This is a genomic window from bacterium (assembly GCA_021372535.1).
Taxonomy (GTDB): Bacteria; Latescibacterota; Latescibacteria; order Latescibacterales; family Latescibacteraceae; genus JAFGMP01.
Genome location: JAJFUH010000196.1, coordinates 1 through 17,381, shown reverse-complemented (window position 1 = coordinate 17,381; position 17,381 = coordinate 1). Strand labels below are relative to the sequence as shown.

The 17,381-nt window shown below is 48.1% G+C and carries 10 protein-coding genes, 1 tRNA gene and 1 pseudogene; 3 read left to right on the top strand and 9 right to left on the bottom strand.

Features of this window, described 5'->3' with window-relative positions; genetic code table 11:
* Positions 1 to 259: 259 nt before the first annotated feature.
* Positions 260 to 958 carry a DUF1080 domain-containing protein gene (locus tag LLG96_17065; protein MCE5251916.1) on the top strand — a complete coding sequence of 233 codons (699 nt, stop codon included), beginning with the start codon at positions 260 to 262 and terminating at the stop codon, positions 956 to 958.
* Between the two features lie 137 nt (positions 959 to 1,095).
* Here LLG96_17065 and LLG96_17060 read toward each other — a convergent pair whose 3' ends face one another.
* The 5 genes and pseudogenes from LLG96_17060 to LLG96_17040 form a co-directional block, all read right to left on the bottom strand.
* Positions 1,096 to 4,491: a PAS domain S-box protein gene (locus LLG96_17060; GenBank protein ID MCE5251915.1), complete on the bottom strand. Its 3,396-nt coding sequence runs from the start codon at positions 4,489 to 4,491 to the stop codon at positions 1,096 to 1,098.
* Positions 4,492 to 4,773: 282 nt separating this feature from the next.
* Positions 4,774 to 5,577: pseudogene (locus tag LLG96_17055) on the bottom strand (PAS domain-containing protein).
* 224 nt (positions 5,578 to 5,801) lie between these two features.
* Positions 5,802 to 5,876 (bottom strand) — tRNA-Cys (locus LLG96_17050).
* A gap of 92 nt (positions 5,877 to 5,968) precedes the next feature.
* The gene (gene uvrC / locus LLG96_17045; GenBank protein MCE5251914.1) at positions 5,969 to 7,837 is read right to left on the bottom strand and encodes an excinuclease ABC subunit UvrC; all 1,869 of its coding nucleotides are present in this window, start codon (positions 7,835 to 7,837) and stop codon (positions 5,969 to 5,971) included.
* The gene (locus LLG96_17040) at positions 7,834 to 8,334 is read right to left on the bottom strand and encodes a metallophosphoesterase (protein MCE5251913.1); all 501 of its coding nucleotides are present in this window, start codon (positions 8,332 to 8,334) and stop codon (positions 7,834 to 7,836) included. Before LLG96_17040 ends, uvrC begins: the two co-directional genes overlap by 4 nt.
* Positions 8,335 to 8,872: 538 nt before the next feature.
* On the opposite strand from LLG96_17040, the gene LLG96_17035 reads away from it, so the two are divergent.
* Positions 8,873 to 9,868: a tetratricopeptide repeat protein gene (locus tag LLG96_17035; GenBank protein ID MCE5251912.1), complete on the top strand. Its 996-nt coding sequence runs from the start codon at positions 8,873 to 8,875 to the stop codon at positions 9,866 to 9,868.
* 303 nt (positions 9,869 to 10,171) lie between these two features.
* A complete protein-coding gene (locus LLG96_17030) occupies positions 10,172 to 10,762 on the top strand; it encodes a hypothetical protein (GenBank protein ID MCE5251911.1) in 591 nt (196 codons plus the stop codon).
* A 126-nt stretch (positions 10,763 to 10,888) separates the two neighbouring features.
* Here the strand turns inward: LLG96_17030 and LLG96_17025 are convergent, their stop codons facing one another.
* The 4 genes from LLG96_17025 to LLG96_17010 form a co-directional block, all read right to left on the bottom strand.
* Positions 10,889 to 12,751, bottom strand: coding sequence for a hypothetical protein (locus LLG96_17025; protein ID MCE5251910.1), 1,863 nt, complete (start codon positions 12,749 to 12,751; stop codon positions 10,889 to 10,891).
* A gap of 333 nt (positions 12,752 to 13,084) precedes the next feature.
* A complete protein-coding gene (locus LLG96_17020; GenBank protein MCE5251909.1) occupies positions 13,085 to 14,515 on the bottom strand; it encodes an SH3 domain-containing protein in 1,431 nt (476 codons plus the stop codon).
* 267 nt (positions 14,516 to 14,782) lie between these two features.
* A complete protein-coding gene (locus LLG96_17015) occupies positions 14,783 to 16,234 on the bottom strand; it encodes a M48 family metalloprotease (protein ID MCE5251908.1) in 1,452 nt (483 codons plus the stop codon).
* Between the two features lie 309 nt (positions 16,235 to 16,543).
* Positions 16,544 to 17,381: aldo/keto reductase (locus LLG96_17010; protein ID MCE5251907.1), on the bottom strand; the 838-nt coding region annotated here is incomplete at its 5' end.

The following is a 17,381-nucleotide window of genomic DNA, read 5'->3' as shown; positions in this document are numbered from 1 at the left end:
ATACCTTTCTCCTGTATTTTGCAGGACATACAATATGGTATAACAGGAGACTCTTATTATGTCTTTTCAGGATGTGTTCGCTCATCCTGACAATATAACCCCGGAGTAGAACTCCGAGGAATTCTTTTGATTAATTTTTCTTTGACGAACGTAATCATAATGAGTATACTATTTCATTCATTTATTTCCTTGGAAAATACGGTTTAACGCACTGCCCCGGCGCAATCGTTGGGGAATTCTCTGTTTAAAAGGAGCACACATGAAAAAAATGATCGTTCTGACTGTGGCGGTTGCCGGCATGGTTCTGTTCCTCCAGTCGTGCGGTTCCCAGATGTCCGTACCGCCCAAGACACATCCGGATGTCAGCGGCTGGCAGAGCCTGTTTGCGCCGGATTTATCCGATGCGGTGTTTCCGGCCGGGATTTGGACGGTTGAGGGCGGCGTCATGACCGCCAGCGAAGACCAGTGTATCTGGACCAAAAAGGATTATGCGAATTTCGTGCTCGACCTCGAATTCAAGACTGCGGATGGCACCAACAGCGGAGTCATCGTGTACTGCACCGATGTGAAAGACTGGATTCCCCATTCGGTGGAGATACAGATTGCGGACGATTTTGCCGAGCAATGGGCGAAAAGCCCGAAAACATGGCAGTGCGGCGCTATTTTCGGTCATCTTGCCCCAAGCATGAGCATGGTTAAAAAACCCGGCGAATGGAACCGTTTCACTATCACATGCATGGGAAAAATGATCTATGTCATGCTGAACGGGATGCAGGTTACGGAGATGAACATGGACCTGTGGAAAAACGCGAAAACCAACCCCGACGGGAGCGAAATCCCGGCATGGCTGAGCACGCCGTTTTCAGAGCTTCCCACCCACGGATTCATAGGATTCCAGGGAAAACATGCCGGAGCACCTATCTATTTCCGGAATATCAAGATAAAAGAATTGAAATAAGGAAAAAGTGAATAAACTTGTCCACGGTATGAAAAAGACCCCGGATTATGGTAACTCCGGGGTTTTTTTTATATCTCATGGAGGGCAACCGACAAGTATCTTCAAGATTTCGGAATTTTATCGGGATACCATGGTTTTTACCGGTTTTTTTCTTCATCCTGATCCAGAATTTTCCGGACAGTCGTGAGAAGCTCCCTGAAAGAATAGGGTTTGCTCATGATTCCTTTCGCCCCGGTTTTTATGGAGTCTGTAGCATAGAGTTCAGATGAATATCCGCTTACGATTATGATCCTGACCTCCGGATTGATCCTGAGAAGCTCCTGCAGGCATTTACCTCCGCCCATTCCGGGCATGACCATGTCCAGAATGACGAGATCGATCTTTTCTTTATTCTCCCGATAACACTCCAGAGCATGTTCGCCATCCTGTGATAATAATGTGGTGTATCCAAACTTGTTAAGCATTTTTTGGGCCATTTCACGGATTGCTTTCTCATCATCCACGAGCAGGATAACTTCACTTCCTCCCTTGATGGGAGAATCTGTCACTTTTTCTTCAGGTGCTTTCTCCTGATGTTCAATAGCCGGCAGATAGATATCAAAGCTTGTTCCCCGCCCGGGTTCGCTGTTACACGCGATGGAACCGCCGTGATTCTCGATGATACCATAGACCATGGCCAGGCCCAGACCGGTTCCTTTTCCGATTCCCTTTGTGGTATAAAAGGGTTCGAAAATGTGCTCCATAGTCTCCCTGTCCATTCCACACCCGGAATCCGATACCGTGAGGCGTACGTACTTTCCGGGCTTCATTCCGGGATATTGTTTGCAACACTCCCTGTCAAGCTCCGTATTACCCGTGGCAATCGCCAGCCTGCCCCCGTCGGGCATGGCATCCTTGGCATTGACCGCAAGGTTCATAAGTACCTGTTCAAGCTGTACGGGATCGGCGTTGACCGTCATGAGGTCCGCCCCGAGATTGAGCTCGATTTTTATCATCTTCGGGATAGTCCGCGACAGAAGCTTCTCGATATTGAGTATTTCGCGGTTCACATCCACCGGCTGGAGTATACTCTCCACTTTACGGCTGAAGGTGAGGAGCTGACGGGTCAGCTCGGAACCTCGCGCAGCTGCGTGCATGATCTCCTGGAGTTCATGGCAGTCGGGATCATTTCTCGTGCTCTCTATCAGGAGAAGTTCGGCGTACCCGCGGACTGCCTGAAGGAGATTGTTGAAGTCATGTGCAACACCGCTGGCCAGAGTACCGACAGCCTCCATTTTCTGCGCCTGGAAAAGTTGCGATCTCAGGCGCTTTTCTGAACTTGTATCGACGGTGAAAGTCAATAAAGAGTATTCTCCCTGGTATTCGAGCCCCGTCAGCCATACGTTTATATCGAATCGCTCTCCGCTCTTTTTCTGTCCGATTGTTTCAAAAAAGACAGGGGTATCACGACCGGCAATTTTTTCTCCGAATATCCTTAAAACAGAATCCCTCTTTTCGGGGGGATACAGCATCTCAAGAGGAATATCGAGAATCTCATCGACTTTCTCATATCCGTACATTCTGACACAAGCCATGTTGGCATAAACATACCTTCCGCGCTGACTGATTCTGATCGCTATGGGAGAAGATTCGTTGATGAGACGCATCTTTTCTTCCGATGCCTTGAGCGCTTCTTCAGCCCTCTTGCTGGCGGTAATATCGTGGATGGTCTCTATCGCTCCGACAACGCTCCCGTCGGAGTTGTAAAGAGGCGAAGCTTTACCCCAGAGGTAAATACCGCCTTTCATTTCCGGGATAAAGATTTCCGCCACAAGAGAGTTGCCTTCTCTCGAAATATATGAGTATTTCTTTTCGATTTCATCTTCCGGCTTGTTCACGAGGTCAATCAGAATCGGCCGCGGTTTTCTGTAAAAGTACTTTGAATATTCATAATTCCCTTTTCCAAGAATATCTTTCGTTTTACATCCGGTCAGCTCTTCTATGGCACGGTTCCATGCGATTACTTTTCCCTCACGGTCGATTACAAAAGCCGCTTCCGGCAGGAAGTTGATGATGTCTGCGAGGCGTCGCTTGGAATTTCTGAGGGCTTCCTCGGCCTGATTTCTCTCCGTTATGTCTTCCCCGATGGACTGGTATTCAATGACAGTGCCGAGTTCATCGAAAAGAGCGTGATCTGTCCAATACTGAAAACGTTCCCCTGCCGGTGTAATAACCATATGCTCGTACGATGCAACAGGATTGTCACGGTTCAGAGCCTTGAAATGCGCCCTGATCAATTCGTGTTCCTCCTCAGGCACCAGTTCGAGAAAACTGTGCCCTATCAGGTCTTCACGGTTTTTGTTAAAATATCTGCAGTATTCGTCATTGACATAGGTTATTACTGCTGTTACCGGCAGGAAACGGCAGATGAGAACAGGCAGATTTTCCACAATACCACGATATCTCTCCTCACTTTTCCGTAAAGAGTCCATAGCCTGTTTGAGCCCGGTTATATCCTGTGCAAATACAGCAACGGCTTCAACTTTGCCGTATTGATTCAAAACAGGATAGAAGTTTATATGGAAGTAAATTCCTTTTCTTATATTTTCGAAATGAGCCGGTTTACCGGTACGGACAACCTTATCAAAATACAACTTTCCCCGTTGTTCCATATCATCAAAAAGACCATGTATTCCCAATCCGATAAGCTCATCGGGAGTTCTGTTCAATCTTTGAGCACCGGTACTGTTTACCGTCAGAATGATACCGTTTGAGTCTGCAAGGATCAGTGTTTCGAGAGTAGCGTTGAGAATCGCACTATATCTTTCTTTGTTTAACCTGAGTTCATTTTCCGCTTTTTTTCGGGCGCTGTCCTGTCTGTCCCGTTGCAACCGTGCATTGAGAATAGGGGCAATATAGCCTGCAATGGTCTCCATCAACTGCTCATCATCTTCGGTATAATCAGTCTCCCTGTTGGCCAGTGATAAAAGCCCGATCACCTTCTCCCGAAAAATGATGGGCACAGTGAGAAATCTGTCTATGGAGATATGTCCTGCAGGCACATGAAAGGGTCCGTCGTTAGAATAGAATGACTTCATTTCTCTAAGGGCCCTGCCCCAGAGGCCGCCCCATTTTTCAGGGGGAAATACTATCGTTTTATCTGGTATCTTGCACTTTCCCCAAATGTCTCTTGTAAGGGAAGGGATAACCAGATTACCATACTCATCGATATATCCGAAAATCCCATACTTACTGTCCATCATCTTGAGTATATAATCCAGTACTTCACCATACATTTCCTCGTCGGGAACGGTAAGGAATATATTGGCAATGGTGTTCCTGATCACAAGCTCTTGTTTTGAAAGATTCAATTCTTCCAATGTCCGCTTGAAATCTGTAATATCCGTTATTGTCGCTAATGCTATATCGAATTCAGGGAGAAATGAAATATGGGATAAAATGTTGATATATCTACCGTCGAATGTCAGATTTATTGTTTCACCCTCAAAATATTCTTCTCCCTGAAGATATGCTATGACAGAACCAGTGAACATATTATATGATTCCGGAGTATGCTGTTTTCCAAACTCCGCTATCAGTACTTCCTTTGATGGAGCCCCATACATTTTAACCGTTGTATCATTTACATCAAGTAACCTGATTGATGAATTGATTTTTCTTACTACTTCAGGATTCTCATTAAAGTATTTTCTGAAATCAGTGATCCCTTCTGCTTTTATTTCATCCAAAATCATCCGTGTTTCACTGCAATCATATTCCCAGAAAGAAGCAGCAGTCGTATTGAATATCGTGCGATATTGAATTTCATTTTTTATGAGCGTTTCTTCAGCTTTCTCCCTGTCGGTGATATCAGAAACAACGGTGACTATTTTGGTCACATTCCCATCTTCGATAATAGGTATTTTTTTTGCTTCAGTAATGATTTCTTCATCTTTAATTATCGTTTTCTCTTTCGAGATCATACATTTCCCCGTATTAAATACCTGAAGATATTCATCGCGAACTGTTTCAGGTAAAAACGGGAACACTTCAATGACAGAACGCCCGATTACCTCTGTCGCCAAGTCCAATTTTTTATTCATCTCTAAGATAGTTTTATTGACAAAAGTAACCCTCAAGTCTTTATCGACCACATGTATCATATCTGAACTGGCATCTATTGTTGTTCGGTAGTTTTCCTGAGCTTTTCCAATCATATCCCGAGCCCGTTTGAGTTCGGTTATGTCATTCCAGATATATATAACAGAGTAAACATATCCGTCTTTTTTTAATGGAGCAGCATGAACCTCGAATTCCCGGATTTCTTTTCCGGGAAGCTCAACCAGAGTTTCAAATACGATACTTTCCTGACCTGTTTTTACCGTTTTGAAAGTGTTCGAAAACAGTTCGGGATTATTCCCGGGATAGATATCCAGAACATTCTCATTCCGAGTTTCATCAGGATTCAAACCATGCAGTACCGTAAAAGCCGAATTCGCATACACAATATTCCCTTCGCCATCAGTGATACACATCGGGTCCGGAAGCATATCACATGCGATTCGGAAGAGCTCATCACTTTTCTGTAATTCTTCCAGTTCGGCGATGAGCCGTGCACTGGTTTTGTTTATATTATTCATGAGAATCCTGGCGATACAGTTAGCCGTAGTGTTTTCAAGAGATGCCGAAACCGGTTCAGAATGAAGGAGCTCATGTCACCCCGAACTTATTTCAGGGTTCATTGCTCACTTTATCATCTCACTGAACACAAGTTGATAATAATCAGACATTATAAAATACAGGTCGATTAATGAAAAGGGCTCGTGTTGATTGTTCCAACAGAGCCTGGGAATTTCCACGTTTTTGGAGGCGCCATCCGGATTTGAACCGGAGAATAAAGGTTTTGCAGACCTCTGCCTTACCACTTGGCTATGGCGCCCGATGAAAACATTACCTTTATATTAAAATAAGTGATTTCACGGCAAAAATCAATATGATTTATCGGTGATATATCGTGGAAATGCAGCCATCTTACCGTTCCGTGTTTCCGCCCCTGTCAGTTCCGTGTGATCGTATCTCCTTAAAATAACAGTATATAAGCGCGGCATATTTCGGCCCGATACCGGGTGCTGCTGCGATCTCCTCCTCGCCGGCGCCACTGATCGCGGCAACTGACCCGAAGTGTTTGAGAAGCACCTCCGCTTTTTTCGGCCCGATTCCCCTGATGCCGGTAAGTGCGGTCGAAATGGTACGTTTCGTCCTCAGTTTCCGCTGGTAGGTAACAGCGAAACGGTGCGCCTCGTCACGGATGCGCTGGAGCAGATGAAGCGCCGAGGATGTCTTGGGAATGTTCTGGGCATCCTGCGCGCCCGGCAGGAATACCTCCTCGAGACGCTTCGCAAGACCGGCAACCGGCTGGCTGTCCAATCCAAGTTTCCTGAGCACCTTGAGCGCACTCGAAAGCTGCCCCTTGCCGCCATCCACGAGCAGGAGGTCGGGGAGTTCCTTTTCCTCGTCGACACGCCGCGAGAAATACCGTGATACAACCTCCTCCATGCTCATGAAATCATCGATACCTTCCACCGTCGCGATTTTAAAGTGCCGGTATTCCTTTTTTTCGGGCCGGGCGTTTCTGAAAAACACGAGCGATGCCACCGTATCGGTGCCGCCTAAATGGGAAATGTCAATGCAGGCGATTGTCCGCGGCGGTTTTTTCAGCTTCAGGTCGCGCATGAGGGCGAGGAGAACACCCGGTACTGCGTCTTTCATGCGGTCGCGTTTTTCCGCACGTTCCCTGATGATCATCTCGGCGTTTTTGGCGGTCATTTTAAGGAGACGGACTTTTTCACCCCGTGACGGATAGACGAAACCGACCCTGTGCTTCGCCCTGTTCGACAGAAGAAGCTCGATATCCCCGCTTTCGTCGGGTACGACCGGAAGGTGAATCTCGGGCGGCACGGAATCGGCCTCAAGATAATGCTGAGTGAGAAAAGCGGCGAGCATTTCGGATGACGATGTATACTTGAGACCGCTCATGATGTAATCCTTCTTCCCGAGAATCCGCCCTTCGCGTATTTCCATGAGCACTACACATGCCTCGTTATCGAGTATATGGTAGTTGACCACATCCCAGTCACTGGTCATATGCTCTGTCGAAAAAGCCTGTTTCCGCTCGGTCACTTTCCGGACAGAGCCGATGAGATCACGGATGGAGGCAGCCCGCTCGAACTCAAGAGCTTCCGATGCCGCGAACATACGATGTTCGAGGTCGCGGATAAGGTCTTCGTTCCTCCCGAGAATAAAATGTACTGCATCATCGACAAAGCGGTTGTATTCCTCGATGCTGATCGAGCCGGTGCACGGGGCGCTGCAGCGTTTTATCTGGAAATCGAGGCAGGGCCGTGTTATCGCCGGGGACGGCAGCTTGTGTTTGCATGAGCGGAGGGGGAATATGGAATGAACGAGCTCGAGCGTTTTCCGGACTGCGCGGACATCGGTGTACGGCCCCAGATACCGTGAGCCGTCATCGACGATCTTCCGTGTCAGGAAAATCCGCGGTACGGGTTCCTTTGTTATCCTTATGAACGGGTATCGCTTGTCGTCCTTGAGGCGGACATTGTATTTCGGCTTTTTCGCCCGTATGAGGTGAGCCTCGGTGACAAGGGCTTCGATATCCGAATCGGTGACAATATAATCGAGGTCCGCGGCATGGCTCATGAGCCAGGGCACCTGCGCCCTGCCGTCGCCCTCCTCGCGGAAATATGACAGCACCCGCGCGCGGAGGTTCTTCGCCTTGCCGACATAGAGAATCTTCTGCTGGGCATCGAGCCACAGATAAACGCCGGGATTGGTGGGAAGAATTCCGGCTTTTTCCCTTAACTTTTCTTTATCCGCGATCATACCTTGAGGTCCACGAGCTCCGTTTCCATGGTCAGCAGATCGAGGAGCACGACGGTGGAAACTCCGGTCAGCCACGAACAGCTCTCCCCGGGATTGATAACGAGCGGTCTGCCGGGGCGGATATCAATCTTATGAAGATGGCCGTACACGATCACATCGATGTCTTCACGGCTGACGAACGTGTCGAGATTCACAGGGTCGTGCATGACAACGAAGCGTTTGCCCGAATAGTCGAATTCATGAGGCGGCTCATGAATCGACCCGATTTGCGAGAACTGGACGGAAAGCCCCTTTTTTTCACCGTCGTTGTTGCCGAATACGCCGATAAACCGCGCTTCCAGTTTCCCGAACTCCCGTATAGTGAACGGGGCCACATAATCGCCGGCATGAATCACGAGCGAACAGCCCTTACGGTTGAACAGATCAACCGCCTTTTGTATTGCTTTACGGTCATCATGGCTGTCGCTCATGATGCCGACAAGATTTTCATGCATCATGGTTTCTCCTGAGCAGTTCATAATCATCAAACAGCATGTTAAAAACTGGCGGTCCGGTATAAACCCATTTCATGGAATCCGGAACAGAACGATTCGGTATCCGCATGCATTGTTCAATCGAGTGTACTGTTCTCTTCCGGTAATTCTCCACAAATCCACACTGAAATATATTGTAATACATTAATTATAAATAGAATATTGACTTTCGAGATTTGTAAATTGTAAATCCCGTTGAAAAACCCGTCGTTCACAGCCGGTTCCGGAAAAAGAATGGATGCTGTTCGAGCGGGCCGAAGGCTCGTGAGTTCACACATTCCCGAAAAACGGGCAGTGACGGGGAAAAAGGCTTTTCACGGGCGCTTTTTCCTTTGGATACTTTCCTTTGGGCGCGCAAAGGAAAGTATTATATTAAAGGTATTCTGGAAAAAGGGGGGTAGCCTGTACTGTTCTTTTTACTTGACAATCTAATGAAAAGTATGCGAAATTGCAAAATGAGTAAATGAGCAAAAAACAATCACAGTGGTTTGAAAACATTTATATGAACGATAAACCGGAAAAAGACAGTAACTACTACTATGAGCTCGGCATCCGTGAATTGGATTCGGGACATATCGACAAGGCAATTTCGGCATTCAAGAAAGCCATCAAATCCAATCCCCGCGATCCGCGGCCATACAGCAATCTCGGCATAGCCTACGAGCTGGCGCGGAACTTCGAAAAAGCCCGTCTGGCATATGAAAAAGCGATTGAAATCAATCCCCGCAATCCCTCGACTTTAAACAATCTTGCCGGGCTGTCGGTAAGCGAGGGCAGACCTGACGCCGCTGTACTGCTCTATGAATCCGCCATTACTTCGGACCCGATGTTCATCGAGCCGTATCTGAATATCGCCCGCCTGTTCATGGAAATCAACTCATTCGGCATGGCTGAACCGTATCTGAAGAAAATCCTTGAAATGGACCCCGGAAATATCGAAGCCCATAACATTCTCGGTATAATCATGAACCTGACCAACCGCTCCGAGGATGCCGTATCCCATTTTCAGGAAGCGCTGAGAAACGATGCAAATCAACCAGCGGTTTTCTCCAACCTCGGCACAGCTTTTAGGGACATCGACGATAAAAAACGCGCTATTCTCGCTTTCGAAAAGGCGATCGAACTCAATCCGGAGAATCTCACCGCGCTCAACAATCTCGGCCTCCTGTACCGTGAGACGGGAAAATTCGACAAGGCGGAAGAATTGTTCAGGTATTCGATAGAGCTTGCCCCCGAGAATCCGTTCCCTCATTTCAATCTTGCGGAGCTCTACATTCATCTTGGCGAGTACGGGAAAGCGCTCGACAATCTTAAAAATTACATCCTTCTCGTCCCCCTCGATATGGATATCCTCTATAAGACAGCCGGTATAGCCCGAATGGAAAACAGGCTCGGCGAATTGAAAGCCGACATGGCACGTTTCATCCGTGAAGCCGACACTGCCGACGCCCGTGTGGCTGTGGTCAGACAGTGGCTTGAAAGTGCCGAAAACTCCTGACGGCACCGTTAATACAATACCCTATTCCATTACATTTTTCACTGTAACATACCACGCATTGTCGTAATAATACTATTTCTCCTTTTTATATCAGACCAATCGATAAATGCACTTTTATTCTCTGTTTTTTCACTGAATCCAGAATAATAATGTATACTGTATTCAATAAAAGAGATTGCTGGGGTAAAATTGTTAATAAAAATTAACAATAAAGAAAAAAAATTAAACCTTTTATATGGTACAGTCGTCGAAATGTCGGGCAAGTATACCCCACATACCAACATTTAAAAGAAGGAGCATGGTATGAATAAACACATCATCCTCACCAGTTTCATCCTCACCGCAGTGGCATGCCTAGTTATTGCATCAGCGGTGATGGCCCAGCCACCGCAGTTCACACCACCGACGCCGGAGAGCATAGTTGAGCAGATTGACAAGGCGGCAAAGCTTTCCGACGATCAGAAGGCTCAGATTTTAAAAATTTACCAGGATGCGGCAGCCAATGCCCAGCAGGGCGGAAGACGCGGCGGGTTCTTCGGCGGAGCAACCTTGGAAGCCGTTGAAAAGGTTATGACTCCCGATCAGGTGAAGAAATGGCGCGAATTCACCCTTAAACAGAGCATTGACAGAAGGATTACCCAGATCGATCAGGCAGTCACCCTGACCGCAGAGCAGAAGACCAAAATTACTCCGGTTATCGAGAAAGAGGTCAATGCACAGAATGCCCTTATGGCCGAGATGAGAAAACAGGGTGAAAACGCGGACCGCGAGGCTATGCGCGACAAAATGACGGAAATCCGCAGCGCCACGGACAAAGCGCTCGAATCGATTCTCACCAAAGATCAGCTTGAAAAGTACAATGCCATGCCCAGAAGAGGAATGCGGAGACAATAAACAGGCTTAATCGCCAGTCATAATCCGTAATTTCCATATTTATCAGCAGAGGGAAAAGACACACGGGAATGTACTCCTTTTTTCCCCTTTTACCTTGTGCCATGTTCCGTGTGTCTTTTCCCGGTATTACTTTATCGTCAATCCCGAAAGCCCCATTCCTGTCCCGAACCACACAACTCCCGCACTGTCCGCTGAAATGCAAAACACCGTGTTGTCGAGGAGACCGTCCTCAACCGTATAGGTCTTCCATGCTGTGCCGTCGAAGCTCGATACTCCGCTGTCCCTCGTGCCGAACCACTTGACGTTGTCTCCATCCACACCGGCGGCACATACTGCATTGCTTGCAAGCCCGCTGTTATCTGTAGCGTAAGTCGTCCACGTTGCGCCGTCGAAGCTCATAAGCCCGCCGTTCAGCACGCCGAACCACTTGACGTTGTCGCGGTCGACAGCGACGGCGACGATACTGTCGTTGGCGAACCAGTTTGTCTCGCTCGTATAATTCTTCCAGACACCGTTATCGAAACTCGATATTCCCCGGGCAGTGCCGAACCATGTGATATTGTCGGCATCGACCGCGACCGCCCTGATAAGGTTGTGCGGGAGATCGCTGTTTTCTGTGGTATATGTATGCCATACTCTCCCGTCGAACCTGAGTACGCCCCTGTCCGAACCGAACCACTTGACGTTGTCATGGTCGACAGCGGCGGCGTTGATTTTCGTACACGAATTTTCTTCGCCGGGAGGATATGCCTTCCACAGTTTACCATCGAAGCTTGCAATTCCTCTGTCCGCTGATCCGAACCACACGATCCCGTCATGATCGACAGTAAGAGCGGTAATCCGGTTTCCGGCCGGATTTGTTTTTTCGTCGTAGTTTACCCAGCCCGAATCAGCTGCCCGGAAAACTCCGGATTTTTCTATTCCTATCCAGAGTCTGCCGTCCTCTCCGACAGTCATGGCCTTTACTTTCGGGTGCAGGGAATCGTGCACGGGACTTGCATACGATGTCCATGTCGAACCATCGAAAGATGACACTCCGTTATTATACGTTCCGAACCATATACTGCCCGTTTCACCGATTGCGACCGAATTCACTTCATTGCCTGCCAGACCGCTGTTTTCGCTCGTGTATTTTTTCCACGATTTTCCATCATAACACGCTGCACCGCTTCCACGCGAGCAAAACCACACCCTGTTCAATGCATCGATTGCAATCGAGGTTACAAAATAAACCGAATCCAGGGAATGCCACGCTTTCCCGTCGAACCATGACGCTCCTTCCCAAGTACCGGCCCAGACAACGTTGTTTTTATCCACCGCGACCGTATTGACATAGTTATCGACAAGACCGTTTTCTGAAGTGTAGACTGTCCAGTCTTTCCCGTTGTAGCTCCAGACACCGCTCTGTTTCGTGGCGAGCCAAAGCACATCATTGTGGTCAACAGCGATTGCGCAGACGGTTTCCACGTGTTTGTTATTCTTCTCAGGAATGCAGGGAGTAAATTCTATTCCGTCAAAGCTGACCAGACAAATCCCATCGTTGTTTTTTACACCGCCGAACCATATTATTCCCCTGGAGTCGGAACATATTGCGTTTATATCTGTCATAGCGATACCGCTGTTTCCGGTGTCAAAGGTCTTCCATACCTTTCCGTCGAACCGCGAAACGCCTTTACCTTTGCACGAACACCATACCGTTCCAAACCGGTCGACTGCCACAGCCGTAACATCATCACCCGGGATTCCGCTGTTCACCGTTGCATAAGTAGCCCACAAACGGCCGTCATAGCTCGATACTCCGCCGGTGGCGGTTCCGAACCACAGTGTATGGCCGCTCCCTCGGGCGATTGATCTGACTGTGGACGACCCCGGACCGTTGTAAAACTGCGAGTGATGTATCCATGTCTCATCGGAATACGATTTGTACGACGGACAAAGAATTGCAGAGAACAGGACAATAACGGACGTCATTTTTAACAGTGTCGGCATATATCGAGTTCTCCTGAAGATTTGCATTATACTGCCGCTCAGGCGAATAAATAATGATACTGATATCAGGAATAGTTGCTGAAACCAGTTCAGCATGCGGTGCTCATGTCAACCTGAATTTATTTCAGGGTCTATTGTACAACTTATTATTTCACAGAATGCAACTTGGAATGACAGTATATTCATAGTGGAACATGTAATATCTAAAAAGGTAAATTTACTACAGTAAAAATATTTGTCAAATCGTTTCTTATACAAATAATCATTTTTTAGAAAAAAAAGGCATCTCCGGGAAGGAGATGCCTTTATCTGTCAATGAAATAAACGTGCAGGTCACGGCCGCAGGGTCATAAACACTTTCGGCTGGTTTATATCATACCACTTATGTTCGGCCGAATTGACTGCAACACGGTTTACTGTCAGGTTTTGGCCGTTCTCGTCAGTGTAGCCCCAGCCGGCCATCTGGATGAAATAGAGCTTGCCGTTCTGGGCTTTACCCAAAAAGAGCACGATATGGCCACCCGTTCCGGCAAAGGTGATGACCGGCTCGATTTTAGCCGCCTCGGCGAGTTTAGCCTCGGTGCTCAGAGCGGGATCGATATAGGTCTGGTGGTCGGAAGCGAGGAGAATAAAATTCGGCCACCTGCCGGTTACGAAACCGAAGCAGTCGATAACAACACGCCCGGTCCCCGAACAGTCGCGCTTGTTCTGCTGATCGGCCCAGCCGTATGGCTCGTCCAGCATCTTGAAAAACTGAGTGATTACATTTCGCTTGGTGTAGGGGAGATACCCGACATGGACATCGGCATCGGGTTTCACATAGCCTTGCGTCATTCCGAGCGAACCGTCGGCCATGCGGTAAGGCAGGCTGACCGTATAACCCTTTCCGGTCTGTTTTATAAGTGGCACGGTGGCGGACATGTAGAAATATCGTATAAAGTTCCTGAATTCAGGGTCGCCGTACAGAGGAACCTTGCTGCCGGTCGCCATGAGAAAGTTTTTGTCTTCAACAAGCTTCCTTATCGTTTTTCTGTCTGCGAGGGCAATATTCTCCGCAGCCATCCAGCCCCGCGCGATCGGGCTCTGTACATAGTAGAAATCGCCGTCCGCCGACTCGTGGAGAATGGCAACCGGGCAGATGGAATACACGCCGGTTGTCTGAAAATAATCCATTTCCCACTTCGTTTCGCTGAATCCGGGAGTGGATGTAGGATACAGACGCATATCCGCGCGCTTGACAATAAGGCCGAACCTGCGCGTGATGACATCGGGCACCGCGCTGGCATTCATTTTCCCGATGATATCCTTTTTCATGCGGTCACTGTATATGGCGTTCCTGTTGTCGTAGAAATCCCGTGAAAACAGATAGTCCGTGTTGTCTTTAAGCCACACTCTCAGGCTGTCTCCCGGCACCGTATCGGGAAGACCAAGGGGCAGAATCGGATTCATGAACAGCCCTATGGACAACTTTTCGAGGTAGTTGCTTATCATCGGATCGGGTTTGCCGAACCGGTCCCGGAACTCGACATGCTTGTTCCGGAGCTTTTCGTTGAACTTCACGATTTCTTCGGGAGTCATGATGACCGTATCGGCATCGAGCTGAAGACGTATCCAGTATCCGGGCGTATTCATTTCCGGTTCCACACCGGGAAGTATATCGGGAGCGTGACGGGGTTTCGGTTCTTGCGACCACACGGGCGTTGAAAATACGGTAATCAAAACTGCAAGCCATACCACTGCAAGAACCGGACTCATTTTTTTCATAGCATCGTTTCCCTTTACGGTTATTGTTAGTTTTTCCATATGATCCGGATTATTCATGAAAATATTTATAAACAATTTTAACCACGAAGACACGGAGATACGGAGTAAGTAAATTCATGTTATGACATGTTTTATCACCACAAAGACACAAATAAATATAACAAATAGATTATACTACCATAAGTAATTATTAATCGTTCACATAAAAAAAACAAATCCGCGTTAATCCGCGTTCTATCAATTCTTTTTAATGGTACATGATACGTATCATGATATGATCTTTACCCGTGTTCCGGCGGAAAGGGAATCGCCGAGCTCCATTCCGTTCAGAATGGCAAGCTCGTCGTGCTTTTCCTTTGGTATCCCGGCACCGTCGAAAACATTCTGCAATGTACCGGCGCCATCCGTTTTTATCAGTTTGATTCTGGCCGGTGATACATTGATCAATGAAGCATCGGTGAGACGTTTGAATCCTGTTACAACCTTTTCATAAACAGTCGTGTACATACCCGCTTCATCGACCGATGAAAGCCCGTGGAAAGCAAAAACTGCCCCGTCTTTCAGGAAATAATAGGAGACGATGCCGTATCTCTGATCCCCTTCGCCAAGCACACCAACCGTTTTCACACCATCCATACCGTTGACTGTAAGGGAGCCTGAATCGAGCACTTCCACTTTATTTCCCGATACAAACCGTGTGGAAGCCTCGGCAGGCGTATTTCCCTGAGCTGCCATAAATATGATTATACTCCCCTGCTTCTCCGGAGACATGCGGACTTCGCTCGGCTGATTCGACAGTTTCCACCCGGTCGGTACGGGGAACGAGAACTTCATCTCCGGGTGATAGAATATCCCCTCTTTCACATACCCCTGACGGGGATCGTCACCGTAAACGATTCCATCAACGAGATCAAGATATTCATTCTGCCTGACAACGAATTGTTCGCCGGGATGTTTCTTCTGAAAATCGAGCGCCATCCGCTTCGTTGCCTTGATACGGTCCCCCGGATCGGGATGTGTACTCTGCCAGGCAGGCAGCGATCCGCCTTTCGGCTGCATCCGCTCGAGCGTTTTGAAAAATTCACTCATCTGAACGGCATCGTACCCGACCGAAGATGAATAGAGAACCCCGAGCTTGTCGGCCTCGCGTTCGTCGTCACGGGAAAACTTCAGAAACAGCATTGTCGTCCCCATGGAAACGAGCTGGGAATACTGCCGGAATTCTTCGGAAAAAATGGTTCCGATACCGAGCCCGATGTTCACAAGCTCGGCTTTGGAGTACCGGGCTGCGGTGTGACGGGCGTTTACATGGCCGAGCTCGTGCCCCAGGACACCGGCAAACTGCGCCTCGTTATTGAAAAAGGCGAGGATGCCCCTCGTTACGTATATATATCCGCCCGGAACCGCGAACGCATTGATGACCGGGCTGTCGAGAACAGTGAAATGATAAGGCAGGTTGGGACGGTGAGTTATCGGCGTCATCTGTTTTCCGCGGTCGGTGAACCAGTTCTGTACTGTTGTATCCTTATATAAACCGTACGATTTGACAATATCCTCGTGAGCATCGGCGCCCATCTTGATTTCCTTGCTTTCGCTCATGAGCATGATCTGAGGCTTTCGGGTCACCGGATTGATGGCGCAGCCGGAACCGACTACTATCACGGAACCGGCCAGACCCGCGATACCGGTGAGCGCCTCACGTCTCGTCAGAAAGACCATACATCCTCCATCATTCCTTTTTCTTTACATTCCACCTGATCTATGGCACAACGTGATTACATGATTACAAGAAACAAAAATATAAAAAAATATCGGAGATTGGAAAATATCTTTTATCGATACTGTTATCACGCCTCTCCGTGTTGTCCGGATTCATTTTCCGGATAAACAGTTCCCCTTCACAGAGCATTACAGTTCACGCCGTTCCGCCGGAGAATCGTTGATAATGTCCACCGCGTGATACAAAAGAAACCTGCGAAAGAAAAAGACTCGCAGGTTTCTTTATGCAAAACAGGATTTACTTCATTTTCAGACAACCCGGTTCGATGCCCAGTTTTCAAGCCACTTGTAATGCTGCGGCAGGTAAGCGCCCTTCGTTGCCGCCGCGGCATCGCTGATTTTCTTCAGCATACCTTCCTCATGGGCAGAGATCCCCGGCTTGTAAGCGGCTTCAAGGTTCTTAAAGAGCTCATCCATGCTGTTCATGGCGGTCATGGTGCAGTCGATCTCGGGAGTTTTGAACACATACCGGAGCATGGCCTGCGAAGGATTGACCTCCTTGTCGGAATAGTATCCCTCTTTCTGCGCCAGCTCGACCATGTGATCGCTTCCCATGGGTTTGATACCCAGAATACCGACACCCATCCGCTCGCAGCGTGGAATGAGGGCGGAGTAATCGTTATCGTTATATCCCTTGATGGAAAACGAACCGTTGTTGTGATGGAAGTTGTATACGATCATGATGTAATCGAGGGTGGTACCGTAATCGTCGAGATATTTCATCATGACATCCGCATCGTGGGAAACGACACCGATCGCACGGATTTTCCCGGCTTTCCTGTTCTTTTCCAGGAGCGCCATACGGTCGTCATCAACCGTATAGAGGCGGTAGAGATCGATATAATCGGTCAAAAAGGATTTCAGCGCGCCATCGATCTCATCCTGTACTTCGGGTGTCGGTTTCACGACACACAGGGATACCACCGCATCTTTACGGAATCCCTTAAGGCTCTGACCCATGGGCTTGAACTGATTGTAATTGCTGTGATCGTATACATCGTAGATATTGATGCCGCCCTCGAATCCCAGCTTGATCATCTGGTCGCGGTATTTCGGTTTGGCTATGAGTTCCTGCTTGAGGTGCGAG